Consider the following 26415-nt stretch of genomic DNA (forward strand, 5'->3'; position numbering starts at 1 on the left):
GCGGGCCTCGGCCGCGGACGGTTCGGTGCGGTTACGGCGTCCGGGGTACGCGTCCCCTCGGACCGGGCCGGCGCCATGAGGAGCCGACGGCGGACATCGAGTGTCAGTGGGCCGTGGCAGGATCGGGGGCGTGGCAGAGACAGCATCGAAGCAGACCGACACCAACCCCGGCGGCCGCCCCCGCCTGATGCTCATGGACGGGCACTCGCTGGCGTACCGCGCGTTCTTCGCGCTGCCCGCGGAGAACTTCACCACCGCGACCGGCCAGCCGACGAACGCGATCTACGGCTTCGCCTCGATGCTGGCCAACACCCTGCGTGACGAGGCGCCCACGCACTTCGCGGTGGCCTTCGACGTCTCCCGCAAGACCTGGCGTTCCGAGCAGTTCACCGAGTACAAGGCCAACCGTTCCAAGACCCCGGACGAGTTCAAGGGCCAGGTCGAGCTGATCGGCGAGCTGCTCGACGCGATGCACGCCCCACGCTTCGCGGTGGCGGGCTTCGAGGCGGACGACGTCATCGCCACCCTCGCCACCCAGGCGGAGGCCGCGGGCTTCGAGGTGCTGATCGTCACCGGTGACCGCGACTCCTTCCAGCTGGTCACCGAGAACACCACCGTGCTCTACCCGACGAAGGGCGTCTCGGAGCTGACCCGGTTCACCCCGGAGAAGGTTCTCGAGAAGTACGGATTGACGCCCGCGCAGTACCCCGACTTCGCGGCCCTGCGCGGCGACCCGTCCGACAACCTTCCCGGCATCCCGGGTGTCGGCGAGAAGACCGCCGCGAAGTGGATCAACCAGTTCGGTTCGTTCGCCGAGCTGGTCGAGCGCGTCGAGGAGGTCAAGGGCAAGGCCGGGCAGAATCTCCGCGACCACCTGGAGTCGGTCAAGCTCAACCGCCGCCTCACCGAGCTGGAGCGCGAGGTCGAGCTGCCGAGGACGGTCACCGATCTGGAGCGGGGCCCGTACGACCGCAAGGCCGTCGCGATGATCCTCGACACCCTGGAGATCCGCAACCCGTCCCTGCGCGAGCGCCTCTTCGCCGTCGACCCCGGCAGCGAGGAGGCCGAGGAGGCCCCGGTCCCGGCGGACGGCGTGGAACTGGACGGCGCGATCCTGCGCACCGGTGAGCTGGCCCCCTGGCTGGCCGAGCACGGCACCGGCACCCTCGGCGTCGCCACGGTCGGCACCTGGGCGCTGGGCACCGGCTCGGTCGCCGAGGTCGCGCTCGCCGCCGCCGGGGGAGCGGCCGCCTGGTTCGACCCCTCCGAGCTGGACGAGGCCGACGAGAACGCGTTCGCGGCCTGGCTGGCCGACGCCGGCCGGCCCAAGGTGTTCCACAACGCCAAGGGCGCCATGCGCGTCCTCGCCGAGCACGGCTGGAGCGTCGAGGGCGTCGCCATGGACACCGCCCTCGCCGCCTACCTGGTCAAGCCCGGCCGCCGCTCCTTCGACCTGGACGCGCTGTCCCTGGAGTACCTGCACCGCGAGCTGGCCCCCGCCGCCGCGGCCGACGGCCAGCTGGCGTTCGGCGCGGACGAGGGTGCCGAGGCCGAGGCGCTGATGATCCAGGCCCGCGCCGTCCTCGACCTGGGCGAGGCCTTCGAGGAGCGCCTCCAGGAGGTCGGCGCCGCGGACCTCCTGCGGGACATGGAGCTGCCCACCTCCGCCCTCCTCGCCCGCATGGAGCGCCACGGCATCGCGGCCGACCGCGCGCACCTCGAAGCGATGGAGCAGATGTTCGCGGGCGCCGTCCAGCAGGCCGTGAAGGAGGCGCACGCGGCCGCCGGCCACGAGTTCAACCTGGGCTCGCCCAAGCAGCTCCAGGAGGTCCTCTTCGGGGAGCTGGCGCTGCCCAGGACGAAGAAGACCAAGACCGGCTACACCACCGACGCCGACGCTCTCGCCTGGCTCGCCGGCCAGACCGACAACGAACTGCCGGTGATCATGCTCCGCCACCGAGAGCAGGCGAAGCTGCGCGTCACCGTCGAGGGCCTGATCAAGACCGTCGCCGGCGACGGCCGTATCCACACCACCTTCAACCAGACGGTGGCCGCGACCGGCCGTCTGTCCTCCACGGACCCGAACCTGCAGAACATCCCGGTCCGCACCGACGAGGGCCGGGCGATCCGCCGCGGCTTCGTCGTCGGCGAGGGCTTCGAGTCCCTGATGACCGCCGACTACAGCCAGATCGAGCTGCGCGTCATGGCCCACCTCTCCGAGGACGAGGGGCTGATCCAGGCGTTCACCTCCGGCGAGGACCTGCACACCACGGTCGCCTCCCAGGTCTTCTCCGTCGAGCGGGACGCCGTCGACGCGGAGATGCGCCGCAAGATCAAGGCGATGTCGTACGGCCTCGCGTACGGCCTGTCCGCCTTCGGCCTCTCCCAGCAGCTGAACATCGAGGCGGGCGAGGCGCGTGCCCTGATGGACACCTACTTCGAGCGCTTCGGCGGCGTACGGGACTACCTGCACCGGGTGGTCGACGAGGCCCGGGCGACCGGCTACACGGCGACGCTCTTCGGCCGCCGCCGCTACCTCCCCGACCTCAACAGCGACAACCGCCAGCGTCGTGAGGCGGCGGAACGGATGGCCCTCAACGCCCCCATCCAGGGCACGGCGGCCGACATCGTCAAGATCGCCATGCTCGACGTCGACCGGGCCCTGCGCGAGGCTGACCTGAAGTCCCGCCTGCTTCTCCAGGTCCACGACGAAATCGTCCTGGAGATCGCCCCCGGCGAGCGGGTGGCCACCGAGGAGATCGTCCGTCGCGAGATGGCCGCCGCTGTCACGCTCCGTGCCCCCCTGGACGTCTCGGTGGGCGTGGGCCCGGACTGGGAGTCCGCGGCCCACTAGCCTCCGGCAACCGTGGAGGAGGGTGCGTCGCCCCGACAGCGCGACACCCTCCGCCACGGCGTTCCACGGCATCCCACGGCGTTCCACGGCATCCCATGGCGCCTTCCGCCGACGCCGACCCCCCCGGTGCCCCGGAACCCGCCGACCCCGGAACCGGGCGCGCCCTGGACTTCCCACGGCCCCGGAACCCATCGCACCCCGTCCGGAAACCCGCAGCCCCGGAACCCGTCGCACGCCCGGGAAACCCACCCACGAACCCACGTCCCCGGAACCCACCGGGCCCCCCGGAAACCGCCCCCGGCCGGCACCGCCGCCCACTTTCACCCGGAGGGCGCTTCACTCACGTGGCCCCCGCCAAAACGCCCCGCGCCCTCCGCACCCGCAACACTGCGTGCATGGGTATACGCATGCTCCACCGCCGGACGCCCGAGGCACACAAAGCCACCGCGGCCTGGGCGGACACCGCCTCGGACCGGGTCACGCACGCTTCGCCGGTCCCGCCCCTCGCGGCCGACGCAAGCACCGCCCGCATTCCCGCCGACCCGGCCGCGACCATGCGCAGGGCCACGGTGGACCTCCGGCGTCGGCTGACCGACCGGACGTACCACGCCCCGGACTGGCGCGCGTGGACCGACCTCGCCCGCGGCTATCTCGCGCTGCTGCTCGCGCTGATCCCGAAGGCGCGCCCTCGGCGCACCCTCACCGTCTTCGTCGCGTCCCTCACCGAGCGTCCGGTCCGCCCGGCCGCGCATCGGTCGCCTCGGCCGGACGCGGCAGGCTTCCATGATCCCAAGGGCAACCTGGACGCCCAGGATTCCCGGGATCGTCCGTAGCCCTGCTCCCGTCCGCCGGCGAACCTGCTCCATCTCCGCCGGTACACCTGCTCCAGCCCCGCTGGTAGCCCTCTGGCAGCGCTGCCCGTAGTGCTCCCGTAGGTGGCGCCCCGGCCCTGCCGCCGGAGCCGCCCCGGCCCTGTCCGTGACGCCGTCCCGTGCCCCGTCCCCTCCCGGCGGGTCACGGGCGGGACGGCCGCCGTCCGCGCCGAGCCGATCCGTCCGGTATGCACATGCCTGTCCCGAGTCGGGGCCAGGCAACGGCAGTTGTCCAACCGGTGAATACGGGTGCGAACGGGTCCCTCCTCACGGCAAGTTGTCGTAGGGTCACCTGGGTCGTCGTTCCGGTCGCTGGGACGCACACATGTCTCACAGGGGCAATTGCGGAACAAGGGCAACCAGAACAGAGGGTCGACCGTCACACCAGAGACGGACAGACGGAGAAGGACGCCACAGACGTCCACGGGAGGGTTCACTCTATGGCGGCGCATTTCGGCAGGCGGTTGCGCAAGGGGGCGGCGACCACCGCGGTGGCCGCGGCGGCGGTCGCGGCTCTGTCCGCGTCCCAGGCCCCGGGAGCGACCGGCACCGGTACCGACCAGGGTGGCCAGGCCTCCACCGGCGTCAGCGCCCCCGCACCGGACCCGGTCGCCGAGGGTGACGCGACCGGCAACTCGCCGTACTTCACGGACCTTCCGCCGCTGGACAGCCCCAACCCCAGCCCGTCGTCGTCGCCCGCCGCCGGCACGCCCGTCACCGAAGGGCCCGCCGAGGCCGGTATCCCCGCGACGGTCCTCGACGCCTACAAGAAGGCCGAGGCCGAACTGCGCACCTCCAAGCCGGGCTGCAACCTGCCCTGGCAGCTCCTCGCCGCCATCGGCAAGGTGGAGTCCGGTCAGGCCCGCGGCGGCCGCGTGACCGCCGACGGCACCACCCTGACCCCGATCCTCGGCCCCCAGCTCGACGGCAACGGCTTCGCACTCATCAGGGACACCGACCACGGCGCGTACGACGGCAACAGCCAGTACGACCAGGCCGTCGGCCCGATGCAGTTCATCCCGTCCACCTGGGCCTGGGCCGGCCGTGACGGCAACGCCGACGGCAAGGCGGACCCCAACAACGTCTACGACGCCGCCCTCGCCGCCGGCCACTACCTGTGCCGCTACGACTGGAACCTGTCCCAGGACGCCGACCTGCACCGCGCGATCCTCAGCTACAACAACTCGCAGGACTACCTGAACCTGGTCCTCAGCTGGATGGAGTACTACCGCAAGGGCACCCACTCCGTGCCCGACGGCACCGGCACCCTGCCCCGCGACCGCAGCGACGACGGCGACAAGAAGAAGCCCTCCGACCCGCCGAAGACCGAGCCGGCCCCGCACAAGCCCGGCGGCGCCCCGAAGCCTGCCCCGAAGCCCGACCCGAAGCCGCCGGTCCCGCAGACCCCCTCCGACACCGTGGACCACCTGGAGGACACGGGTACCGCGCAGCTCACCGCGATGGCCGGCGACACCTTCGGCCAGCGGATCGGCACCCGCGCCGAGACCAAGGCCGGGGTGGCCGTGGCCAAGGTCCGGATCCGGTTCACCATCACCGGCGACACCGACGCCACCTTCGCCGGCGGCGAAACCGTGGCCACCGTCTCCACCGACGCCAAGGGCGTGGCGCTCGCGCCGGCGCTCAAGGCGGGTGAGAAGACGGGCCACTTCACGATCACCACCGCCGTCGTCGGCCACAAGACCAAGACCGTCGACTACCCGGTCACCGTCACCCAGCGCGCCGCCGACACCCTCGTCCGCACCAGCGACACCCCGCTGACCTGCACCCCGGGCGCCGAGTTCGCCGACCAGGTCCAGGTGAAGGCCACGTTCAAGGGCACGGTCGCCGACAAGGTCGCGGCCGCCGCCACGCTCGTCAAGTCGGACACGGACCCCACCGAGAACGACAAGGGTCCCTACTTCAAGGACGCCGACGGCAAGCCCCTGCGTACCCTCACCGGCCTCCAGACCGACGACAAGGGCCTGTTGACGCTGCCGAAGCTGTACGCGGACGACACCACCGGCACCTTCCTGCTCCGCATCACCACCCCCGGCGGCGCGACCCTCACCGTCGAGCTGACGGTCGCCGCGCCCGACACCCCCGCCAGCCCCTCGCCGAGCCCTTCCGCCAGCCCGTCGGGCACTCCCTCCACCAGCCCCTCGCCGAGCCCGTCCACGACCTCCTGACGTCCGACGGACGGTACGCACGCTACGGACGACACGCACGGCACCCAGGGCACAGGGCCAGGGCACAGGGCCAGGACAATGGGCCGGACCCACAGGGCGCCCCCTCCGTCACGGAGGGGGCGCCCTCGTCCGTGTGCGCAATCTGTTCTCATCTCGGCCGCCCGTTGCTACGGTGCCTGCCGCACCTGACGATCCATCAGGAATTGTCCGCCGGGAGGCCCCGCATGCGTGCCCTGATCGCCGCCGCGACCGGCCTCGCCCTCGCGCTCGCCCTTGTCCTGACCGTGACCGCCATGGGCACGCCGACGGGCCGGACGTCGCCCAAGCCGCTGCTGTCGACGGTGCCCACGCACCCGTAGCCGCGCCCGTCCCGGAGGGAGGCCCGTATGCGCCGCAAGGCAAGCCTGGTCCTGCTCGCCTGTGCCGTGTTCTTCGCGGCGCTGTCCCCGCTGATGCGCTGGTACGCCTTCCCGCGCCTGGCCCGGATCCCCGCGGACCAGTATCAGGACATGGTCCTGGTGGCCAAGGACGCCACCCTCCTCGACTACGGCACCATGCGTGCGCGGAAGGTCCCCGAGGTGACCATCGTGCAGACCCTCAAGGGCGACGTGGAGGCCGCGAAGAAGATCGAGAAGACGGCGGGACGGCCCGTCGTCGTCTGGGACGGCCTGTCCTACGTCCAGGGCCCCGACGGCAAGATGGTCTCCCGCGTACCCGAGCGCTACATCTTCGACGCCCACAGCCAGGACCCCGTCCACGCCACCGGCGAGTCGGTCGACGGCGACCCCGTCAAGCGGGTCGGCATCGAGTTCAAGTGGCCCTTCCTGACCCAGAAGCGCGACTACGAGTACTTCGACGCGCAGACCCGCACCACCAGCCCCATCCACTACAAGGGCACCCGGACCTTCCGCGGCCTGAAGGTCTACTACTTCGAACAGACCATCCCCTGGACCAAGGTCGCCATGCCCAAGGCCATGCCCGTCCAGGGCATCACCCCCGAGTCGGTCGCCAGGACCGGCACCACGCGCTGGTACAGCACCGTGCGGAAGTTCTGGGTCGAACCGGTCACCGGAGCGCCCGTCTACGGCGAGGAGGACCACAAGGAGGAGCTGCGCGGCGGCACCCTGCTCGGCGGCCGCGCCAAGGTGACCGCGTTCGCAGGGGACGTGAAGATGCGCGAGGACTACATCGACCACACGGTCGCCCTCGTCAAGCACAACCGCACCCTGGTCCTGACGCTCACCTCGTACGTCCCCTGGGGCTCCCTGACGCTCGGTCTGCTCCTCCTCGTGCTCTCCCTCCACCTGGAGGCCCGCTCCCGCCGCCCGCAGGATCCCGAGCCCGGCCGGACGGCGCACCCCGAACCCGTCAGCGCCTGAGACGCGCGTTGGTGTGCCGGGTGGGCTCGGCGGAAGCCGGGTCCTCGGGCCACGGATGCTTCGGATAACGCCCGCGCAGTTCCGCGCGCACGGACCGGTACCCGTCCCGCCAGAAGGAGGCGAGGTCGGCCGTGACGGCCGCGGGCCGGCCCGCGGGGGAGAGCAGATGGACGAGCAGCGGTACGCCCGCCACGGCCGGCGTCTCCTGCAGCCCGAACATCTCCTGAAGCTTCACCGCGAGCACCGGCCGCTCCGGGTTCCCGTAGTCGATCCGGATCCTGGACCCACTCGGTACGGCGATCCGCTCGGGCGCCAGCTCGTCCAGCCGGGCGGCGTCCCCGCTCGCCCACGGCAGCAGGCGTGCGAGCGCCTGCCCGGCGTCGATCCGCCCGAGGTCGGCCCGCCGCCGGGCCCGGCCCAGCTCCGGCTCCAGCCACTCGTCCACGCGCGCGTGCAGCGCCTCGTCCGACACGTCCGGCCACGGCTCCCCGAGGTGCGCCCGCAGGAACGCCAGCCGCTGCCGCAGCACCTCCGCATCCGGCGACCACCGCAACAGCCCGAACCCTTCCTGGCGGAGGCCCTCGAGGAGCGCCGCGCGGACGAGGGCCGGTTCGGTGTCCTTCAGGGGCCGCACGGCCAGCTCGACGGCCCCCAGTCGCTCGACGCGCCGGGCCACGACGTCCCCGTCGGCCCAGTGCACCTCGTCCCGCTCCGTCACCAGCGCTCCGGCCGCGGCCCGCGCCACCTCCTCGGACACGCCCGCCCCGAGCCGCACGCGCGCGTGCCCCTTCCCGGCGGGCCGGTCGGCGACGGCGACGACGATCCAGGGCGCCCCACGCAGAGCCGACCCCTCGGCCACCTCGGCCCGCGTCCCCGAGGCCATGAGATACGACCCCCCGTCCAACTTGGCCACCCGCTCGGGAAAGCCGAGAGCGGCGACGATCCCGGCGCCGCCGTCCTCCCCTGCGCCGAACCGCCCGCCCGCCCCGACAGGGGTTGCGACGGGCGAAGAAGCATTGGTCGCGGTGGTCCTGCCGTCCGCACGCCCCTCGTCGCCCCTGACGCCACCGCGCGGCCGATGGTCCCTGCCTTCTGCCGGGACGCCCGGCCCGCCCTGGCCGGTGCCTTCTGTCCGGCGGTGATCGGTGGGCGGGCGGGAGAACTCCCCCGAGAGGGCCCGCAGCCGCCGTACCTCCGCGGTCCACCGCCCCGCATAGGCGTCACCCCCACGCCGAGCCCTCCTCAACGCGCCGGCGAGATCATCCCCGTACTCCCGCGGCACCTCCTCGGAGAGGAGCGCGACGACCTCGGCCCCCTCGCCCCACGTGTCCAGCAACGCCCGCCCCAACCGCGGATGCACCCCCAGCCGGGCCAGCCGCACCCCACGCTCGGTGGCCCGCCCGCCGGAGTCCACCGCCCCCACGGCCGTGAGGACGTCCCGCGCCGCCGCCATCGCCCCGCCCGGCGGCGGATCCAGCAGCGCCAGCCCCGAGGCGTCCGGATCGCCCCAGCAGGCCGCCTGAAGGGCGAACGCGGTCAGGTCGGCCACCTTGATCTCCGGCGCCGGGAAAGCCGGCAGACGGACGTCCTCCGCCTCCGGCCAGCACCGGTACACCACACCCGGCGCCTCACGCCCGGCACGCCCCGCCCGCTGCCTCCCGGCCGCCCGCGACGCCCGCACGGTCACCAGCCCGCTCAACCCGCGCGCGTGATCCACCCGCGGCTCCCGCGCCAGCCCGGAGTCGACTACCACCCGCACCCCGGGCACCGTCAGGGACGACTCCGCCACCGACGTCGCCAGCACCACCCGGCGCCGCTTCCCGGGTGCCAGCACCGCGTCCTGGACGGAGGCCGGCGCCCTCCCGTGCACCTGGAGCACGTCCACGGCCCCCAGATCCCCGAGCTGCCCCGCCACGCGCGCGATCTCGCCCACACCGGGCAGGAAACACAGCACGTCCCCCTCCCGCTCGGCCAGCGCCCGCCGCACCACCGAGGTCACGTGCGCGAGCAGCGCGGGATCCACGCGCATCCCGTGCGGCGGCCGCACCGGCCGTACCGGAGGCGCCCACACGACCTCGACGGGATGCGCGACGCCCGCCGCCTCCACCACCGGCGCCCCGCCGAGCAGCCGCGCCCAGCCCTCCGCGTCCGTGGTCGCCGACGCGGCCACCAGTCGCAGCTCCGGCCGCAGCGCCTGCCGCACGTCCCACAGGAACGCGGCCACCGTGTCGGCGTCCAGGTGCCGCTCATGACACTCGTCCAGCACGACGACGTCGACGCCCGCCAGCTCCTGGTCCCGCTGCAGCCGCTGCAACAGCACCCCGGTCGTCACGACCTCCACGCGCGCGTGGCGCCCCACGACCCGCTCGCCGCGCACCGTGTAGCCGACGCTCTCACCGGTCCGCTCGCCCAGCAGCCACGCCATCCGCCGGGCCGCCGCCCGCGCCGCGATCCGCCGCGGTTCGGCCACCACGACCCGCCGCGCGGGACCGCCGCCGACCAGCCCCGCCAGCACCAGCGGCACCAGCGTCGTCTTGCCGGTGCCGGGCGGCGCCACCAGAACGGCGGTGCCGTCCCCGTCCAGCGCTTCGGTCAGAGCGGGCACGGCGGAACGCACGGGCAGCGCGTCCAGGGAGTCGTAGCGGATCACGCCCCTAGTGTCGTACGGCGGCGAGCGCGCCCCTCACGCGCGCGTACGAGGAAGGTGAGCGCGGCCGTGCACGCGCGCGTGCACGGAAGACGTACGGAGGAGCCGACGGACGGCGTACGCGGAAGCGAAGTGGGCTCAGTCCCGCTCGCAGACGAAGATCGCCGTCCCCGGGATCAGGTTCCCGCGCAGCGGGGACCAGCCGCCCCACTCGGAGGTGTTCCAGGCCGGCCACTCCGGCTCCACCAGGTCCACCAGGCGCAGGCCCGAGGCCGTGATGTCGCGCACCCGGTCGCCGAGCGTCCTGTGGTGCTCCACGTAGACGGCACGGCCCTCCTCGTCCTGCTCGACGTAGGGCGTGCGGTCGAAGTACGAGGCCGCCACCGACAGGCCCTCGGGGCCGGGCTCGTCCGGGAACGCCCAGCGGATCGGATGCGTCACCGAAAAGACGAACCGGCCGCCCGGCCGCAGTACCCGGCGCACCTCGGCCAGCACCAGCCGCGGATCGGCCACGAACGGCAGCGCCCCGTACGCCGAACACGCCAGGTCGAAGGAGCCGTCCGCGAAGGGCAGCGCGCCGGCGTCGGCACAGATGAGGGGAAACGATCCGCCGATGCGCAGGGAGTGCTGCAGCTGGCGGTGCGAGAGGTCCAGCGCCACCGGACGGGCGCCCTGGGCGGCCAGCCAGCGCGAGCACTGCGCCGCGCCCGCGCCGATCTCCAGGACGTCCTTGCCCTTCAGCTCCTCCGGCGGCCCGAGCAGCTCGGCCTCCACCTCGTCCAGGCCCTCCGGGCCCCACACGAACCGGTCGTCGCCGAGGAACGTGCCGTGCTCGATCTGGTACTCGTCCGCGTTGCGGTCCCACCAGCCGCGGTTGGCCCGGCTGCTCTCCGCGACACCCGCGTCACGTCGGGTTGCTTCGGGCTCGAGCCCCTCGGGGTCGAGCTGTTCCGGCTCTTGGATGACAGGCTCCCTCATCGTACTCTTCCGTCGAACCCGCCGGGCGCGTGTCACGGAGAAGGTCCCGCAGCCCCTGCGTGACCTCCTGGGACGAATCTTGTGCCGGTTATGTGGCGATCCGCCCCGGGTGTGCGCCTTCGCGCATTGACCCTGCCCGGCTGCCCCCGTATGCTACAAGTTGCGCTGCGGGCCTGCGCGCCTCAGACGTAGCAGGCTGCGCTCGCATCTGTTGTATGTCCCCTCGGTTGTCGAGGCGCCACAGGGCATCTGGTCGTGTACCTGGTGTTCGCAGTGTGGCGCTTCCTTGGCTGTCCGGCTTCATCAGAGCGAAACAGGCTCCCGGCGTAAGCAGTACCTACGACTTCAATGTCCGTACCGGAGCCCTTTCCCACATGACGAGCAGCACCGAGACCACCGCCACCACCCCGCAGGTTGCGGTCAACGACATCGGTAACGAGGAAGCATTCCTCGCCGCGATCGACGAGACGATCAAGTACTTCAACGACGGCGACATCGTCGACGGCGTCATCGTGAAGGTCGACCGGGACGAGGTCCTGCTCGACATCGGTTACAAGACCGAAGGTGTCATCCCGAGCCGCGAGCTCTCGATCAAGCACGACGTCGACCCGAACGAGGTCGTTGCCGTCGGCGACGAGATCGAGGCCCTCGTCCTCCAGAAGGAGGACAAGGAAGGCCGCCTGATCCTCTCGAAGAAGCGCGCCCAGTACGAGCGTGCCTGGGGCACCATCGAGAAGATCAAGGAAGAGGACGGCATCGTCACCGGTACCGTCATCGAGGTCGTCAAGGGTGGTCTCATCCTCGACATCGGCCTCCGTGGCTTCCTCCCGGCCTCCCTGGTCGAGATGCGCCGCGTCCGCGACCTCCAGCCGTACGTCGGCAAGGAGCTCGAGGCCAAGATCATCGAGCTGGACAAGAACCGCAACAACGTGGTCCTGTCCCGCCGTGCCTGGCTGGAGCAGACCCAGTCCGAGGTCCGCCAGACGTTCCTCACGACCCTCCAGAAGGGTCAGGTCCGCTCCGGTGTGGTCTCCTCGATCGTCAACTTCGGTGCCTTCGTGGACCTGGGTGGCGTCGACGGTCTGGTCCACGTCTCCGAGCTGTCCTGGAAGCACATCGACCACCCGTCCGAGGTTGTCGAGGTCGGCCAGGAAGTCACCGTCGAGGTTCTCGACGTCGACATGGACCGCGAGCGTGTCTCCCTGTCGCTGAAGGCGACGCAGGAGGACCCGTGGCAGCAGTTCGCCCGCACGCACCAGATCGGTCAGGTCGTCCCGGGTAAGGTCACCAAGCTCGTTCCGTTCGGTGCGTTCGTCCGCGTCGACGAGGGCATCGAGGGCCTGGTCCACATCTCCGAGCTGGCCGAGCGCCACGTGGAGATCCCGGAGCAGGTCGTCCAGGTCAACGACGAGATCTTCGTCAAGGTCATCGACATCGACCTCGAGCGCCGCCGCATCAGCCTCTCGCTGAAGCAGGCCAACGAGGCCTTCGGTGCCGACCCGGCCTCGGTCGAGTTCGACCCGACCCTGTACGGCATGGCCGCGTCCTACGACGACCAGGGCAACTACATCTACCCCGAGGGCTTCGACCCCGAGACCAACGACTGGCTCGAGGGCTACGAGACCCAGCGCGAGGCGTGGGAGCACCAGTACGCCGAGGCGCAGGCTCGCTTCGAGCAGCACCAGCAGCAGGTCATCAAGTCCCGCGAGGCCGACGCGGCTGCTGCCGCCGAGGGCGGCGAGGCTGCGGCTCCGGCCGCGACCGGTGGCTCGTACTCCTCCGAGGGTGCGGACACCTCCGGTGCCCTGGCTTCGGACGAGGCGCTTGCCGCGCTGCGCGAGAAGCTGGCGGGCGGCCAGAGCTGAATGCTCGCCGCTGAGGCTTAGCCGATAGCAGGCTGAGGGGCCGTACCTTTCGAGGTACGGCCCCTCAGTGTTGTGCGTGCCGTTTTCAGTGGTTGTAGGGATGCGGGGCGTGGTGTGGGCGCCGGCCGTCCGGGGTTCGTCGCGCAGTTCCCCGCGCCCCTGGGGGGTTGGACGCACGTCCCTCGAGGAACCGCCCGGATATTCGATCAAGCCCTTGCCGCCGATCGTGGTCAGCGCGTTGGCGGGCGGATCTTGTACGTGAGCGGCGGCTCTCGGATGTGAACGGCGGCCTGGTGAAGGCGGGACCAGTTGACGGGGCGTCACGGCGCGCGGAACGAGGTCCTGATCAGCGGCGTGGCGCGGGAATGCGGGCGCTCCCAGACGTGTTGCGACATACGAACACGAGGAGGAGCGGTCACAGTGCTTGATCCGCAGGGTTTGTACGCATGGGAGCCGAAGGGCCTCGCCGTCGTCGACATGGCGCTCGCCCAGGAGTCGGCCGGACTTGTCATGCTCTACCACTTCGACGGATACATCGACGCAGGGGAGACCGGCGACCAGATCGTCGAGAGGCTCCTCGACTCACTGCCCCACCAGGTCGTGGCCCGTTTCGACCACGACCGGCTCGTCGACTACCGGGCCCGCCGCCCCCTGCTGACCTTCAAGCGGGACCGCTGGACCGACTACGAGGTGCCCTCCATCGAGGTCCGCATCGTCCAGGACACCACCGGCGCCCCCTTCCTGCTGCTGTCCGGTCCCGAGCCGGACGTGGAGTGGGAGCGGTTCGCGGCCGCCGTCCAGCAGATCGTGGAGCGGCTCGGTGTCCGCCTGTCCGTGAACTTCCACGGCATCCCCATGGGCGTCCCGCACACCCGCCCCGTGGGCCTCACCCCGCACGGCAACCGCACCGACCTCGTCCCGGGCAGTCGCAGCCCCTTCGACGAGGCACAGGTGCCCGGCAGCGCCGCCTCGCTCCTCGAGTACCGCCTCATCGAGGCCGGCCACGAGGTCCTGGGCGTCGCGGCGCACGTTCCGCACTACATCGCCCGTTCGGCCTACCCGGACGCGGCGCTGACCGTCCTGGAGGCCGTCACGGGCGCCACCGGACTCGTCCTCCCCGGCATCGCGCACTCCCTGCGGACGGACGCGCACCGCACGCAGACGGAGATCGACCGGCAGGTCCGGGAGGGTGACGAGGAGCTGACCGCGCTCGTCCAGGGCCTGGAGCACCAGTACGACGCCGCCGCGGGCGCCGAGACCCGGGGCAACATGCTCGCCGAGCCGGTCGACATCCCGTCCGCCGACGAGATCGGGCTCGAGTTCGAACGGTTCCTGGCGGAGCGGGAGGGCGAGAACTAGCGGGGATTCGGGAACCATGGCGGTCCACTGGTGGTCCGGGCAGCGCCGGAGGCGGCCCTGTCAGTGGCAGGGCCTAAGCTGCCGCTCATGTTGAAAGTGGGCCTGACCGGTGGCATCGGCGCCGGCAAGAGCGAGGTGTCGCGGCTGTTCGTGGAGCACGGAGCCGTGCTGATCGACGCGGACCGCATCGCGCGGGAGGTCGTGGCGCCCGGGACTCCCGGTCTCGCCGCGGTCGTCGAGGCCTTCGGCGCGGAGATCCTGACCGCGGACGGCAGCCTGGACCGGCCCCGGCTCGGCTCCATCGTGTTCGCCGACCCTGACAGACTCGCCGTTCTCAACTCGATCGTGCATCCCCTGGTGGGCGCCCGCTCCCTCGAACTGGAGAGCGCCGCCGCCCCTGACACCGTCGTGATCCACGACGTTCCCCTCCTCACCGAGAACAGCCTTGCGCCGCTCTACGACCTGGTGATCGTCGTCGACGCGAGCCCCGAGACCCAGCTCGACCGGCTGGTCCGGCTGCGCGGCATGACAGAGGAGGACGCCCGCGCGCGGATGGCCGCACAGGCGACCCGCGAACAGCGCCGGCAGATCGCGGACATCGTGATCGACAACGACGTACCCCTGGACGAGCTGCACAAGCGCGTGGCGGAGGTGTGGGACGACCTCGTACGGCAGGCGCGCGAGGGCGGGAACGGGGAGTCGTAGCCCGACGGCGGGGGCCGGGCCGCCGTGCGGATCGGGCGCGGTACCGGCCCGGCGCGGATCAGTCACGGTGCGCACCGGGTCGGCAGTGCCTGAGCACGGCATGGACCGGGCGCTCCGGAGGCATGGAATAGCGGTTCCCGCACCGGCGTTGAAGTACCGCAGTGAGGGAAGGACTTTGACGTGCCCGAGACCAGCGGTTCGACCGGACGTACTCCGGAGACGCATGTCATCGACTTCCGCGCCGCCGAGCAGTTGCTCAACGCGCGGGACCCGCGGGGCGCGGTGAAGCTGCTCGACGAGGTCATCGCCGCGCACCCCGAGAACACCGCGGCCCGCCTGCTCCGCGCTCGGGCCTTCTTCGCGGCGGCCCAACTTCGGCCCGCCGAACTGGAGTTCACCATCGTTCTGGAGCGCGAGCCGGACAACGCGTTCGCACACTTCGCGCTGGCCCGCACCTACGAGCGTCGGGGCAGGACCGGTCAGGCCCGGCGCCACTTCCGGCTGGCCGCCGCGCTCGATCCCAACCCGGAATACCTGAAGGCGGCCCGTTTCGACTCCTGAGCGGCTCCCGAGTCAGGGGTGACGGTGCCGTGGGGGCCGCCGGAAGGGCGGACCGTCCGGCGGTGGGTACGGCGGTATGTTCCGGCCCGGCTGGTAGTGCGGGCCCTGCCGGATGTGCCTCAGGACCATGGCCATGTCGACCGTGGCCACCAGCCACAACACGCCGCAGGCAGCCGCCCAGCCGGGACGCCCGACGAGCGCGAAGGCCGCCGTACCGAAGACCGCCCAGACCACGCCCCAGACGCTCAGCCACAACCGCGCCCGCAGTGCACTGCGCGCGGTCGCCGGCTCACTACCTGTACGCATCGGATCTCCGCTCCTCCTTGCAACGTACTCTTCGTCCGGGACGTTCATCAACGACGTGCGTCGAAGGGGGATGCGCCGTGCTGCCGGACGCCGACGACCTGCCCGAACTGCTCCTCGACCTGGCCGTGCCGCACGAGGACATCAACGAGATGGTCGCGCTGCGGCGCACGGTGGCCGCGGATCCGGGCCTGCTCAGGCTTCTCGCCGAGTGTGCCGAGGAAGTGCTGCGGGACCCGGACGAGCCGGGCCGGACACCCGACCTCGACGGACGGCTCGCCTCGGTGCCCGCCGCGCTGGGCGGCACCTTCGCCGTGTTCGTCTTCCTCGCCGTGCTCCCGCACACCCGTGCCCGGCACCGGGAACGCGGCATCCCCTCCGAGATCTCCCGGCGCACACTCGCCGACCTGGGGCGGCACCTGGCGGTGCATCGCAGGCGGCACGGCACGGCCGGGGTGCAGTCGTGGCGCTGGCTCGCCCATCACTTCCGCGGCGAGCTGTACCAACTGGGGCGGCTCCAGTTCGAGCGGGCGCGGCTCGGACAGCGCTCGGCCCTGGTGATCCGCGCCGCCGGTCTCGACGCGGCGCCCGGCATGCCCTGCCTGAACCTGCACATCCCCGACTTCCGCGGTCCCCTGACGCCGTCCGCCTGCGACCGCTCGCTGGAGCTGGCCAGGCAGTTCTTCACCCTGCACTTCCCACAGGAGCGGCCGGTGGCCGCCCTGTGCCACTCCTGGCTGCTCGACCCGCAGTTGAAGCGATACCTGTCGGCGCAGTCGAACATCATCCGGTTCCAGGAACGGTTCCGCGTCGTCCGTGAGGAGTCCGAACAGGCCGACACCGAACCCGTCCAGTTCGTCTTCGGGGACCCTGACCTGCCCGTCGCGGAGCTGCCGCGGCGCACGTCGGTGGAGCGTGCCGTCGGTGATCATCTGCGGGCCGGCGGGCACTGGTACATCGGGCACGGATGGTTCCCGCTCTGGGGCGAATAACTCGAACGGGTGAACCGGGGGAGGATGGGAACGGCCTTGCGGAGACTGTCCGTTGTTCGGGCATGACGGTCGAAATGCGTGAGGGATACGAGGGAACGGGACCCGGAGCGATCACCCCGGACGGCTGCGCGGTCGAGCTGTACGCACGCCTTCCGGTGCGAGAGGAACCGGACGTCATCGCCGCGGCCGTGCCCGCCGGGGCGCACATCCTGGAGCTGGGCAGCGGCGTGGGCCGGGTGACCCATCCCCTGCTGGAGCGCGGCTTCACGGTCACCGCGGTCGACGAGTCCGCGGAGATGCTCGGCCGCGTCCGCGGGGCGCGCACGATATGCAGCCCGATCGAGGACCTGGACCTGGGCGAGCGGTTCGACGTGGTCATGCTCGCGTCGTTCCTCGTCCACAACGGCGACGTCGAGGTGCGCCGGGGCATGCTGCGCACCTGCGCCCGGCACGTGGCGGAGGGCGGCTGCGTGCTCATCCAACGGGAGGGAGCGGACTACCACGAGAAGCTACCGAGAGAGCGGGTCGACCCCAGCGGCTTCACCGTCCGGATCGCGTCCTCGGAGCCGGTCGGCGACGGAGTGAACTCGGTGCGGGCCGAGTATGTGTTCCCGGACGCGGTCTGGACCCAGACGTTCCGGAGCCGGCCGCTGACGAAGGAAGAGTTCGAGGAAGCATTGGCGGAGGCGGGACTGGAGGTGGACACGTACCTGACCCCGGACGGGATCTGGGTGAGGGCGATTCCGGTGACGTGAACGCGATGAGTTTTCTGGGTCCGGCCGGTCTATCCCGGTGACAGCAATCGAGACCGCTTCACCCAGGAGAACCTCATGTCCGAGACCACCGCTCCCGTCACCACCGCCGCATCCGTCCACTCCACCACGGCCTCCCTGCCGGCCCGCCGCCGCGTCGCCCGGATCGCGCTGCGCACGGTGCAGGTGCTGCTCGCTCTGTTCTACGGGATCGCGAGCGCGCTGCCCAAGCTCATCGCGCATCCATCGGCGGTCGAGTCCTTCGACAAGATGGGCTGGGGCAGCGCGGGCATGTACACCATCGGCGCGCTCGAACTGGCCGGTGCGGTCGCGCTGCTGGTGCCGGTCCTGCAGTCGGTGGCGGCGCTGGCGCTGAGCGCGCTCATGGTGGGAGCGTTCGTCGTCCAGCTCACCGCCTTCGACGGCCAGAACGCGGCGACCCCGCTGATCCTCATGGTGCCGCTCGCGCTGATCGCCTGGGCCCGGCGCGGCCACAACGCGGACCTGCTGCGGCTGGTGCGGGGCGGGGGACACCGAGCGTGAGCTTCGCGGGCACCGCGGGCGACGTCGGCCGGGCGCGGGGGCTCGGTCGGCGTCACGGGTGTGGGTGTGGACACTGGGGTGGTTGATGCCCTGGGTGTGCGTCCGCGGGGGCGGGGGCGGCGCCGGCGGGGTGCTGCCGTGGGTGGCTCAGCGCCCTCGGGAGCGTCCGCCCGGTTCGCCGAAGCCGCTGGGGCCGCCCAGACGGCCTGGGCTGCTCGGGCCGCCGGGGGTGCCTGGGCTGCCCGGACCGCCAGGGGCGCCTGGCCCGCCTCGGCCACCCAGCGGGCCCGGACCGCCCAGACCCCGCAGTCGTTCCATCTCGCGGCGGTCCCGCTTGGTGGGGCGGCCGGTGCCGCGGTCGCGGAGGCCGGCCGGGGCCGTGGCCTCGCGGGGCGGCGGCGGAGGAGAGTTGTCGATGTAGCACTGGGCGGCGACCGGGGCGCCGACGCGCTTGCGGATCAGGCGCTTGACGATGACGATCCGTTCCCGGCCTTCGTTCCGCAGACGCACCTCGTCACCGACGCGCACGGAGTGGGCGGGCTTCACCCGCTCGCCGTTGACGTGGACGTGGCCGCCACGGCAGGCGGTGGCACCGAGAGAGCGGGTCTTGATCAGACGGACGGCCCAGATCCAGCTGTCGATCCGCACCGTCTCGCCGGCTGCCGGACCGGCGGCCTCGGCGGCGGCCACCGCGGCGGCGACCTCCGGGTCGGTCGGCTGTGTGTCCCGCCGGGTGTCGGCGGCTCCGGAACCCTCGGCGTCCGGGGCGGGGGCGGTACCGCCCGGGCCACCGGTGCCACGGTTCACGTTCTCGTCCGCGTTTTCGGGAGCCAAAGCCATAGGCCGACCCTAACGCGCCGGGGCGGTGGATCTGGACGCATTTTTCCGCCCGCTCGCCTCTCCGGCATACCGTGACCGGTATGGACGACAGCAGCGCCCTGGCGCGGCTCGACCGGCGTATCGCGGGCTGCAGGGCCTGCCCTCGCCTCGTCGAGTGGCGGGAGGAGGTGGCCCGTACCAAGCGGGCCGCGTTCGCGGACTGGACGTACTGGGGGCGGCCGGTGCCCGGTTTCGGGCCGGCCGACGCCCGACTGGTGATCATCGGGCTGGCCCCGGCCGCGCACGGAGGCAACCGCACGGGTCGCATGTTCACCGGCGACCGTTCCGGAGACCTGCTCTACCAGGCGCTGTACGACGTCGGGCTGGCCTCGCAGCCCACCTCCGTCAGCGCCGACGACGGCCTGGAACTGTACGGCGTGCGTGTCACCGCGCCCGTGCACTGCGCCCCGCCCGCCAACAAGCCCACCCCGGGCGAACGCGACACCTGCCGGTCCTGGCTGGTGCAGGAACTGAAACTGCTGCGCCCGACGATCAGGGCCGCCGTGATCCTCGGCGCCTTCGGCTGGCAGGCGGCGCTGCCCGCGTTCGCCGACGCGGGCTGGGCCGTGCCCCGGCCCCGCCCGGCCTTCGCCCACGGCGCGCGCGTCACCCTCGCGGATCTGGACGGTGCAGGCGGCGCAGGCGGCCCAGCAGGCCGGGGCGGCCCGGATGCTCCGGAGGGCTCCGCCGGCCTGGATCTGTTCGGCTGCTTCCACGTCAGCCAGCGCAACACCTTCACCGGCCGGCTCACCCCCGAGATGCTGCGCGACGTCCTGCGCACGGCGGCACAGGCGGCCGGCCTACTGCCGTAGCGGACCCCGGACCGTGCGAACAGGCTGGGCCACTGCCGTAGCCGACCCCGGACCGTGCGAACAGGCCGGGCCACTGCCGTAGCCGAGACCCCGGGCAGAGCGAATAATCCGGCTAGCCGTAGCCGTAGCCGTAGCCGTAGCCGGTCCCGGTCCGGTCCGGGGAGCAGGCGCCGCTCTCAGAGGGCTTCGGCGTCGTCGCCGAACAGGTGCCGTACCGTCGAGCGGTAGTTGGCGCGGACGTGCTCAAGCGTGTGATCGCGGGCGCGGTCCGGGTCGCCGGAGGCGATGGCGTCGTACAAGTCTCGGTGTTCGGTGAGGAGTTGGGGCCACTCCTCGTTCTGCCGGGTGAGCCAGCGCAGGCGGCCGTCGACCGGTTCCATGACCGAGGTGAGCAGGCCGTTGCCGGCCATGGCCAGGATCCGGGTGTGGAAGCGGGTGTTGATGTCCGTGATCGCCTCGGCCTCGCCGGCTTTCGTCGCCGTTGCCGCCTCGTTCAGCAGCTCGCGCAGTTCCGCCAGTGCCTCGGGCGTCGCCCGGGCAGCGGCCAGTCCGGCCGCGTAGACCTCCAACGCCTCGCGCAGCTCGAAGAGTTCCTTGACGTCGGCCGGGGTCAGCCGGCGCACGACCGTGCGGCGCGCCGACTCGAAGAGGATGAAGCCCTCGGCGACCAGGGCGCGGATCGCTTCCCGTACCGGCACCCGGGAGACACCGAAACGCTCGGCCAGCTCACGCTCGACGAGCCGGTCACCAGGGAGGAGCCGGCCCGCGATGATGTCCTGCCGCAGGGTGGCCAGGACACGCTCGCGCACTGCGCCGAGGGGTTCGGGCTTGGCCGTCGAAGGGCTCGTCGTGGGGCTCATGAGGTTCATCTTCGCCGACTCGGACCTGCTTTTACGGAGAAGTAACGGCAACGACATCGGTCCGGGCTCTTGACGACGAGAGGATGAGGCAGTTTGGTATACCAAACGAACGGCCGCCGTCCTCCTCCGTCCCTACGTTCAGGGAGGCCCCGTGTCTCTAGCCGACCGCGCCGAAGCCCCAGGCGCCACCGAGTTCGTCCCCGACCCGCGCCTCACCAACGAGGACCTCGCCCCCGCCAAGCAGCGGAACTGGAAGGTCTTCGACCTGTTCGCCATGTGGATGTCCGACGTCCACAACCTCGGCAACTACACCTTCGCCGCAGGTCTGTTGGTCCTCGGCATGAACGTCTGGCAGGTCTTCTCGTCCCTGCTGGTCGGTTTCGTGGTGATCTTCATCGGCATGAACTGGATGGGCCGGATCGGCCAGCGCCACGGCGTGCCCTTCCCGGTCGTCAGCCGCATCAGCTTCGGCATCTGGGGTGCCAACATCCCCGCGCTGATCAGAGCCGTGATCGCCATCATGTGGTACGGCATCCAGACCTATCTGGCCTCCGTCGCCGTCAACGTGATGCTGCTGGCGGCCTGGCCCGGCCTGGAGTCGATGACGCACAACTCCTTCCTCGGCCTGGACTCCCTCGGCTGGATCTCCTTCCTCTCCCTCTGGCTGATCCAGGCACTGATCATCAGCCGGGGCATGGAGTCCGTGCGCAAGTTCCAGGACTTCTGCGGTCCCGCGATCTGGATCGTGATGATCGCGCTGGCCCTCTGGGTCCTGGCCAAGGCCAACTGGAGCATCTCGCTCACCTCCACCCCGCACCCGGTCTCCGTCGGTGAGCAGTGGCGGCAGTGGTTCGGCGCGATCGGCCTGATCATCGCCACCTACGGCACCCTGATGCTCAACTTCTGCGACTTCTCCCGCTTCGCACCCGACTACCGGACCGTCCGGCGCGGCAACTTCTGGGGTCTGCCCATCAACTCGACCGCCTTCGTCGTCGTCTCCGTCATCGTCACGGCCGGCTCGCTGAAGGTCTTCGGCAAGGCGATCACCGACCCGGCCGAGCTTGTCGCCAAGGTCGGCAACACCTGGGTGCTGGTGGTCGCCGCGCTGACGTTCGCCGTCGCCACCATGGGCGTCAACATCGTCGCCAACTTCGTCTCACCGGCGTACGACCTGGCCAACGTCTGGCCGCAGAAGATCACCTTCAAGGTCGGCGGCATGATCAGCACGGTCGCCGCGCTGGTCGTCACCCCCTGGAACCTCTTCTCCAACCCGACGGTGGTCAACTACTTCCTCGGCGGACTCGGCGCCTTCCTCGGACCGCTGTTCGGCGTGATCATGGTCGACTACTACGCCGTCAAGCGCGGCCGGGTGAACGTGGACGAGCTCTTCGACGCCACCCCCGGCTCCCGCTACCACTACACCAAGGGCGTCAACCCCAAGGCGCTGTGGGCGTTCCTGCCCTCCGCCGGGGTCGCCGCGGTGCTGGCGCTGGTGAAGACCTTCAGCGACGTGGCGCCGTACTCCTGGTTCATCGGCACGGCACTGGGAGCCGGGCTGTACATGGTGCTGTGCCGCGACGAGCGGGCCCGGACGGCCGGGACGGAGGTCTGACGAACGTGCGGATCGTCATCACCAACTGCAACACCACGCAGGAGATGACCGAGGAGATCCTCCGTGGTGCCCGGGCCGCCGCCGCTCCGGGCACCACCGTGGCCGGACTCACCCCCACCTGGGGCCCGGCGTCGGCCGAGGGCTGGCTCGACAGCTACCTCTCCGCGGCCGCCGTCCTCGACACCCTGCGCACCTACGACGGGCCGCCGTACGACGCCGTCGTCATGGCCGGCTTCGGCGAGCACGGACGGGAAGGCGTCCGGGAGTTGGTCGACGCGCCGGTGGTCGACATCACCGAGGCCGCCGCCCACCTCGCCTGTCTTCTCGGACGGCGCTACGGCGTCGTCACCACCCTCGACCGGTCCTGTGGCCAGATCGAGGACAGCCTGGAGACCGCCGGCGTGGCCCGCAACTGCGCCGTCGTCACCGGCACCGGCCTCGGCGTCCTCGATCTCGCGGACGACCCGGCACGCACCGAGGCCGCCTTCCTCTCCGCCGCCGAACGAGCACGCGAGGCCGGCGCCGAGGTCCTGGTGCTGGGCTGCGCCGGGATGACGGGACTTCAGCGGGTGGTGGGGGAGAAGCTCGGGCTCCCGGTCGTCGACGGGGTCGGCGCGGCGGTGAAGCTCGCGGAGTCGCTGGTCACGCTGGGGCTCACGACGAGCCGCACGGGCGGGTACGCGAAGCCGCTGCCGAAACGGAGGACGTGGGGCCGACCGCCGGCCTGAACGCCCGCAAGCCGCGAGGATCAAGCCGCGAGGATCAAGCCGCGAGGATCAAGCCGCAAACGTCGAGCCGCAAGGCTCAAGGCCGCCAGACATACCGCACGTCCGGCTCCCGCTCCTCGTTCGCGCTGCCGTCCGTGTACTCGGCGGCGACGAATCCGTGGCGCTCGTAGAACCGGTGGGCGGGCTTGTTGACCTGGAAGGTCCACAGGTTCAGCCCACCGGGACTGCGCTCCTTGGCCAGCGCGACGAACCGGTCGCCGATGCCGCGCCCCCGCCAGTCGGGGTGGAGATAGAGCTGCGACAGCAGATCCCCGGCGAGCACCATCATGCCGACGACGCCGGCGCCGCCACCCGCCTCGGCGACCCAGGTCTCCCGCGACGGCACCACGACGTCCCGGATGTACTCACGCACCTCGTCGTCGGAGCGCGCCCGGACGACCGAGGGCAAGGCGGCGGTGTACGACCGCAGCCAGACTTCCGCGACAGCGGCCGCATCCGGGCCGTCCGCTCGGCGCAGCACCACGTCCGTCCGGTCACCAGCGCTCACGAACGCGCCTCCTCGGTTACGACGGCCGCGGCCGTGATCGCCAACTCCTGCTCCTCGCCCGATGATCGGCCATGGCCGGCCGTGACCGCATCCGAATATCCATGACGCCTGCGACGCGTATCCATGACGCCCGTGAGGCGCATCCATGACGCCTGCGACGCGTATCGACGGCACCTGCGACGCGCGGTTTCGGCAGGGGCGTCCGCGGGGTTGGCGTAATCGTCTCGCGGGTCGAGTGGCGCGCGCATACGCTCGCCGCGACTTCGCACCGCGGTCCCACTCCACCCCACATCCCCAAGCCACCCGCCGGAGCCGCTCATGCCGTCCGACACCGACCGGACGTTCCTGGACACCGTCGCCGACCGCCTCGCCGCCCTCCCCACCGTCCTGGCCGTCGCCCTCGGCGGATCCCGGGCCCAGGGCACCCACACGCCGGAGAGCGACTGGGACCTCGCCGTCTACTACCGGGGCCCGTTCGACCCCGGCCACCTGCGTGCCGTCGGTTGGGAAGGGGAGGTGTCGGAGGTCGGCGGCTGGGGCGGGGGCGTGTTCAACGGCGGGGCCTGGCTGACCATCGACGGACGGCGGGTCGACGTGCACTACCGGGACCTGGACGTCGTGGAGCACGAGCTGGCCGAGGCGGAGCAGGGGCGGTTCAAGGTGGAGCCGTTGCTGTTCCATCTCGCCGGGATCCCCACCTACCTCGTCGTCGCCGAGCTGGCCGTCAACCAAGTACTGCGCGGACGGCTGCCCCGGCCCGGCTCCTACCCCGACGCGCTGCGCCGCACCGCCCCGGAGCGCTGGTCCGGCACCGCCCGCGCGACGCTCGGCTACGCCAAGGCCCATCACGCCCCGCACGGCCGTCTCACCGAGGTCGCCGGTGCCCTGGCCACCGCCGCGGTGCAGGCCGGCCACGCGGTGCTCGCGGCGCGCGGGGAGTGGGTGACGAACGAGAAGCGGTTGCTGGAGCGGGCCGGGCTGCGCCGGATCGACGAGGTGGTGGGCGCGCTGCGGCCGGAGCCGGACGCCCTGGTGCGTGCCGTGGCGGATGCCGAGGGAACCCTGGGGCTGAGGTCGGACCGATAACCTGAAGACTCCCCGGTCCTTCGTGACCGGGGTGCGCGAGGAGCGCAAGCTGAAGCTTGTCGTGATGAGCGGTTCCCCGCCTGAAGGGCGGACCGCGTTCAATCTCATACTCTCGCTCCAGACTCCTGCTCATCGCCCACGGCACCGGCATCATCGAGCGCGACCTGCCGCTCCTCGCCCGCACCGGCGGCCGTGCTGCGGTGGCGACCGCACCCCGTGGCTACCTCAAGTTCGCCTGGCCCGACATCACTCCGGTACGGGCCCTGCGCGCGATCGGCGTCCCCGTCGGGCTCGCCACGGACGGAGCCGCCTCCAACAACTCCCTCGACGTCTGGGAGTCGATGGCTCTGACATCCCTGGTCCAGAAGTCCACCGAGGGCGACCCGCGCTGGCTGACCTCCCGTCAGGCCCTGCACCACGCGACCCTGCAGAGCGCCCGCGCCGTCGGCCTCGGCGACAGCGTCGGCACCCTCGCTCCAGGCCGGCGTGCCGACATCATCCTGGTCGACCTCACCGGCCCGCACACCCGGCCCGTCCACGACCTCGCCGCCACCCTCGTCCACAGCGCCCGCTCGGCCGATGTCCGCACCACCATCGTCGACGGCCGGATCCTCATGCGCGACCGCGAGCTGCTGACCCTCGATGTGCCCGCCATCGCCGCCGAGTTGGAGCGACGCCTGCCCGCACTTACGGACCGGAGCCACGGGGAGCGCGTCCAGGAGTACGACACCTGAATACGGCCCCGCCGCATTCCCCTCCACAGCGCCCGGAAAAAAATCTCGGCGCGCGGCGATGAGTCTCGCTCGCCCCGGCGGTCAGCACCCAGAACCGACCGCAGGACTGGAGGGACCATGTCGCTTCCGGAGATCGTCTCGCGTGAGCAGTGGCGGGCGGCGCGCGAGACGTTGCTGCGCAAGGAGGAGGCGGTCAGCCGGGCGCGGGAGGTGCTCAGCGCCGAGCGGCGGCAGCTGCCCATGGTGGAGATCGACCCCGAGTACATCTTCGAGGGCGGCGACGGCAAGGCCACCCTCCTCGACCTCTTCGAGGGCCGGGCCCAGCTGATCGTCCACCACTTCATGTTCGCCCCGCGGTGGGTGGCCGGCTGCCCCTGCTGCTCGGCCTTCCTCGACCAGGTCGGCCAACTGGCCCATCTGCGTGCCCGCAACACCGCCTTCGCGGCCGTCTCGCAGGCGCCCTTCACCCGGATCCTGCCGTTCAAGGCGCGGATGGGCTGGACGGTGCCCTGGTACTCCTCGTGCCACAGCGACTTCAATCGCGACTTCGAGGCGACCGTGGAGCGGGACGGGGAGCCGGTCGAGCGCCCCGGACTCAGCTGCTTCCTGCGGGAGCGCGACCAGGTCTTCCACACCTACTCGGTGTACGACGACGGGCTGGACGGACTCGGCACCGTCGCCGGGCTGCTGGACCTGACCACGCTGGGCCGGCGGCCTTACGGCAGCGACCGGCTGCGGTTCCACGACGAGTACGAGAACTGACACGGAACGTACCGTTACGGTCGCCTTACGTGTCGTTCGTGTCGCAACGTGAACGGAACCTCACGGTCCGCAATGAAACGGTGTCGGCTACGTCTCAGTCGGGTCACCAGGTGAGGCGTCCGCCCACTCCAGGGCGTTAACTCCAATGAGTACGACGCCTTCTGGAGGTGCGAGATGGTGAACGGGCGAACGGTGCTCGAGCGCTTTCCCGCCGGTGGACCGCGCGGATCGTGGCCCGCGGAGGAGTTCGCCCACGCGCGGCGACTCGAAGGGCTGCCCGCCGAGGTTGTGATGGACCTCGCCACGGACGCGTTCCTGGTGATCGTTCGTGGTGGTGACGCCGCCGAGTGAGACGGCTCGGCCGCCTTCGAGGCCGAGGCGGAGCCGGTCGCCGGGGAC

24 protein-coding genes and 1 pseudogene are annotated in these 26415 nt (G+C 71.5%); 19 read left to right on the top strand and 6 right to left on the bottom strand.

From position 1 onward, the window contains the following. Positions 1-130: 130 nt before the first annotated feature. From polA to ACWD5D_RS15820, 5 genes are all read left to right on the top strand, one after another. Positions 131-2854 (top strand): DNA polymerase I, encoded by a 2724-nt coding sequence (gene polA / locus ACWD5D_RS15800; protein WP_451373253.1) that lies wholly within the window; start codon positions 131-133, stop codon positions 2852-2854. A gap of 395 nt (positions 2855-3249) precedes the next feature. After that, positions 3250-3687: a hypothetical protein gene (locus tag ACWD5D_RS15805; protein WP_451373254.1), complete on the top strand. Its 438-nt coding sequence runs from the start codon at positions 3250-3252 to the stop codon at positions 3685-3687. A gap of 479 nt (positions 3688-4166) precedes the next feature. Continuing rightward, a complete protein-coding gene (locus ACWD5D_RS15810) occupies positions 4167-5912 on the top strand; it encodes a lytic transglycosylase domain-containing protein (protein WP_451373255.1) in 1746 nt (581 codons plus the stop codon). A gap of 224 nt (positions 5913-6136) precedes the next feature. Further along, positions 6137-6271, top strand: coding sequence for an SPW_0924 family protein (locus tag ACWD5D_RS15815; RefSeq protein ID WP_451373256.1), 135 nt, complete (start codon positions 6137-6139; stop codon positions 6269-6271). Between the two features lie 27 nt (positions 6272-6298). Continuing rightward, complete coding sequence (locus ACWD5D_RS15820) at positions 6299-7291, top strand: DUF3068 domain-containing protein (protein ID WP_451373257.1); 993 nt, start codon at positions 6299-6301, stop codon at positions 7289-7291. On the opposite strand, the gene ACWD5D_RS15825 is transcribed toward ACWD5D_RS15820, so the two are convergent. Further along, complete coding sequence (locus tag ACWD5D_RS15825) at positions 7281-9941, bottom strand: ATP-dependent RNA helicase (RefSeq protein WP_451373258.1); 2661 nt, start codon at positions 9939-9941, stop codon at positions 7281-7283. The genes ACWD5D_RS15820 and ACWD5D_RS15825 overlap by 11 nt on opposite strands. A 135-nt stretch (positions 9942-10076) precedes the next feature. Further along, positions 10077-10916 (bottom strand): class I SAM-dependent methyltransferase, encoded by an 840-nt coding sequence (locus ACWD5D_RS15830; protein ID WP_451373259.1) that lies wholly within the window; start codon positions 10914-10916, stop codon positions 10077-10079. A 374-nt stretch (positions 10917-11290) separates the two neighbouring features. Here ACWD5D_RS15830 and rpsA point away from each other — a divergent pair, with 374 nt between their 5' ends. The 4 genes from rpsA to ACWD5D_RS15850 all read left to right on the top strand — a co-directional run bounded on the left by rpsA (position 11291) and on the right by ACWD5D_RS15850 (position 15406). Beyond that, a complete protein-coding gene (gene rpsA / locus ACWD5D_RS15835) occupies positions 11291-12781 on the top strand; it encodes a 30S ribosomal protein S1 (RefSeq protein ID WP_451373260.1) in 1491 nt (496 codons plus the stop codon). Between the two features lie 420 nt (positions 12782-13201). Further along, positions 13202-14140 (top strand): PAC2 family protein, encoded by a 939-nt coding sequence (locus ACWD5D_RS15840; protein ID WP_451373261.1) that lies wholly within the window; start codon positions 13202-13204, stop codon positions 14138-14140. Positions 14141-14227: 87 nt separating this feature from the next. Beyond that, positions 14228-14845, top strand: coding sequence for a dephospho-CoA kinase (coaE, locus tag ACWD5D_RS15845; RefSeq protein WP_451373262.1), 618 nt, complete (start codon positions 14228-14230; stop codon positions 14843-14845). Between the two features lie 180 nt (positions 14846-15025). Beyond that, positions 15026-15406 (top strand): tetratricopeptide repeat protein, encoded by a 381-nt coding sequence (locus ACWD5D_RS15850; protein WP_451373263.1) that lies wholly within the window; start codon positions 15026-15028, stop codon positions 15404-15406. Between the two features lie 12 nt (positions 15407-15418). Here the strand turns inward: ACWD5D_RS15850 and ACWD5D_RS15855 are convergent, their stop codons facing one another. Continuing rightward, complete coding sequence (locus ACWD5D_RS15855; RefSeq protein ID WP_451373264.1) at positions 15419-15712, bottom strand: DUF6343 family protein; 294 nt, start codon at positions 15710-15712, stop codon at positions 15419-15421. Between the two features lie 77 nt (positions 15713-15789). On the opposite strand from ACWD5D_RS15855, the gene ACWD5D_RS15860 reads away from it, so the two are divergent. The 3 genes from ACWD5D_RS15860 (at position 15790) to ACWD5D_RS15870 (ending at position 17996) form a co-directional block, all read left to right on the top strand. Further along, on the top strand, positions 15790-16701 hold the full coding sequence (locus tag ACWD5D_RS15860; protein WP_451373265.1) for an acyltransferase domain-containing protein: 912 nt from the start codon (positions 15790-15792) through the stop codon (positions 16699-16701). Between the two features lie 74 nt (positions 16702-16775). Continuing rightward, positions 16776-17456: a class I SAM-dependent methyltransferase gene (locus ACWD5D_RS15865; RefSeq protein ID WP_451373339.1), complete on the top strand. Its 681-nt coding sequence runs from the start codon at positions 16776-16778 to the stop codon at positions 17454-17456. A gap of 75 nt (positions 17457-17531) precedes the next feature. Next, the gene (locus ACWD5D_RS15870) at positions 17532-17996 is read left to right on the top strand and encodes a DoxX family protein (protein WP_451373266.1); all 465 of its coding nucleotides are present in this window, start codon (positions 17532-17534) and stop codon (positions 17994-17996) included. A 147-nt stretch (positions 17997-18143) separates the two neighbouring features. On the opposite strand, the gene ACWD5D_RS15875 is transcribed toward ACWD5D_RS15870, so the two are convergent. Continuing rightward, positions 18144-18830 (bottom strand): RNA-binding S4 domain-containing protein, encoded by a 687-nt coding sequence (locus ACWD5D_RS15875; RefSeq protein WP_451373340.1) that lies wholly within the window; start codon positions 18828-18830, stop codon positions 18144-18146. A gap of 86 nt (positions 18831-18916) precedes the next feature. On the opposite strand from ACWD5D_RS15875, the gene ACWD5D_RS15880 reads away from it, so the two are divergent. Continuing rightward, the gene (locus tag ACWD5D_RS15880) at positions 18917-19687 is read left to right on the top strand and encodes a uracil-DNA glycosylase (RefSeq protein ID WP_451373267.1); all 771 of its coding nucleotides are present in this window, start codon (positions 18917-18919) and stop codon (positions 19685-19687) included. Between the two features lie 176 nt (positions 19688-19863). On the opposite strand, the gene ACWD5D_RS15885 is transcribed toward ACWD5D_RS15880, so the two are convergent. Next, entirely contained in the window at positions 19864-20547 is a 684-nt protein-coding gene (locus ACWD5D_RS15885) for a GntR family transcriptional regulator (RefSeq protein ID WP_451373268.1), read from the bottom strand. 151 nt (positions 20548-20698) lie between these two features. Here ACWD5D_RS15885 and ACWD5D_RS15890 point away from each other — a divergent pair, with 151 nt between their 5' ends. Further along, positions 20699-22159: an NCS1 family nucleobase:cation symporter-1 gene (locus ACWD5D_RS15890; RefSeq protein WP_451373269.1), complete on the top strand. Its 1461-nt coding sequence runs from the start codon at positions 20699-20701 to the stop codon at positions 22157-22159. A 5-nt stretch (positions 22160-22164) separates the two neighbouring features. Further along, positions 22165-22887: an aspartate/glutamate racemase family protein gene (locus ACWD5D_RS15895; protein WP_451373270.1), complete on the top strand. Its 723-nt coding sequence runs from the start codon at positions 22165-22167 to the stop codon at positions 22885-22887. Positions 22888-22963: 76 nt separating this feature from the next. Here the strand turns inward: ACWD5D_RS15895 and ACWD5D_RS15900 are convergent, their stop codons facing one another. Further along, positions 22964-23434: a GNAT family N-acetyltransferase gene (locus ACWD5D_RS15900; RefSeq protein WP_451373271.1), complete on the bottom strand. Its 471-nt coding sequence runs from the start codon at positions 23432-23434 to the stop codon at positions 22964-22966. 318 nt (positions 23435-23752) lie between these two features. Here ACWD5D_RS15900 and ACWD5D_RS15905 point away from each other — a divergent pair, with 318 nt between their 5' ends. From ACWD5D_RS15905 to ACWD5D_RS15920, 4 genes and pseudogenes are all read left to right on the top strand, one after another. After that, positions 23753-24520 carry a nucleotidyltransferase domain-containing protein gene (locus tag ACWD5D_RS15905; RefSeq protein ID WP_451373272.1) on the top strand — a complete coding sequence of 256 codons (768 nt, stop codon included), beginning with the start codon at positions 23753-23755 and terminating at the stop codon, positions 24518-24520. Between the two features lie 125 nt (positions 24521-24645). Further along, positions 24646-25254 (top strand): annotated as a pseudogene (locus tag ACWD5D_RS15910) (amidohydrolase family protein); the annotation flags it as partial. A 117-nt stretch (positions 25255-25371) separates the two neighbouring features. Then, a complete protein-coding gene (locus ACWD5D_RS15915) occupies positions 25372-26016 on the top strand; it encodes a DUF899 domain-containing protein (protein WP_451373273.1) in 645 nt (214 codons plus the stop codon). A gap of 174 nt (positions 26017-26190) precedes the next feature. Continuing rightward, entirely contained in the window at positions 26191-26367 is a 177-nt protein-coding gene (locus ACWD5D_RS15920; protein ID WP_451373274.1) for a hypothetical protein, read from the top strand. The last annotated feature ends 48 nt before the right edge of the window (positions 26368-26415 follow it).

The sequence above is a fragment of the Streptomyces sp. NPDC002520 genome (assembly GCF_053595235.1).

What these genes read in the sequence shown, in the direction of transcription:
- ACWD5D_RS15805 (WP_451373254.1), top strand. Translation starts at nt 3,250, where the DNA reads ATGGGTATACGCATGCTCCACCGCCGGACGCCCGAGGCACACAAAGCC.
- ACWD5D_RS15810 (WP_451373255.1), top strand. Translation starts at nt 4,167, where the DNA reads ATGGCGGCGCATTTCGGCAGGCGGTTGCGCAAGGGGGCGGCGACCACC.
- ACWD5D_RS15815 (WP_451373256.1), top strand. Translation starts at nt 6,137, where the DNA reads ATGCGTGCCCTGATCGCCGCCGCGACCGGCCTCGCCCTCGCGCTCGCC.
- ACWD5D_RS15820 (WP_451373257.1), top strand. Translation starts at nt 6,299, where the DNA reads ATGCGCCGCAAGGCAAGCCTGGTCCTGCTCGCCTGTGCCGTGTTCTTC.
- ACWD5D_RS15830 (WP_451373259.1), bottom strand. Translation starts at nt 10,916, where the DNA reads ATGAGGGAGCCTGTCATCCAAGAGCCGGAACAGCTCGACCCCGAGGGG.
- rpsA (WP_451373260.1), top strand. Translation starts at nt 11,291, where the DNA reads ATGACGAGCAGCACCGAGACCACCGCCACCACCCCGCAGGTTGCGGTC.
- coaE (WP_451373262.1), top strand. Translation starts at nt 14,228, where the DNA reads ATGTTGAAAGTGGGCCTGACCGGTGGCATCGGCGCCGGCAAGAGCGAG.
- ACWD5D_RS15855 (WP_451373264.1), bottom strand. Translation starts at nt 15,712, where the DNA reads ATGCGTACAGGTAGTGAGCCGGCGACCGCGCGCAGTGCACTGCGGGCG.
- ACWD5D_RS15865 (WP_451373339.1), top strand. Translation starts at nt 16,776, where the DNA reads ATGCGTGAGGGATACGAGGGAACGGGACCCGGAGCGATCACCCCGGAC.
- ACWD5D_RS15870 (WP_451373266.1), top strand. Translation starts at nt 17,532, where the DNA reads ATGTCCGAGACCACCGCTCCCGTCACCACCGCCGCATCCGTCCACTCC.
- ACWD5D_RS15880 (WP_451373267.1), top strand. Translation starts at nt 18,917, where the DNA reads ATGGACGACAGCAGCGCCCTGGCGCGGCTCGACCGGCGTATCGCGGGC.
- ACWD5D_RS15885 (WP_451373268.1), bottom strand. Translation starts at nt 20,547, where the DNA reads ATGAGCCCCACGACGAGCCCTTCGACGGCCAAGCCCGAACCCCTCGGC.
- ACWD5D_RS15905 (WP_451373272.1), top strand. Translation starts at nt 23,753, where the DNA reads ATGCCGTCCGACACCGACCGGACGTTCCTGGACACCGTCGCCGACCGC.
- ACWD5D_RS15915 (WP_451373273.1), top strand. Translation starts at nt 25,372, where the DNA reads ATGTCGCTTCCGGAGATCGTCTCGCGTGAGCAGTGGCGGGCGGCGCGC.
- ACWD5D_RS15920 (WP_451373274.1), top strand. Translation starts at nt 26,191, where the DNA reads ATGGTGAACGGGCGAACGGTGCTCGAGCGCTTTCCCGCCGGTGGACCG.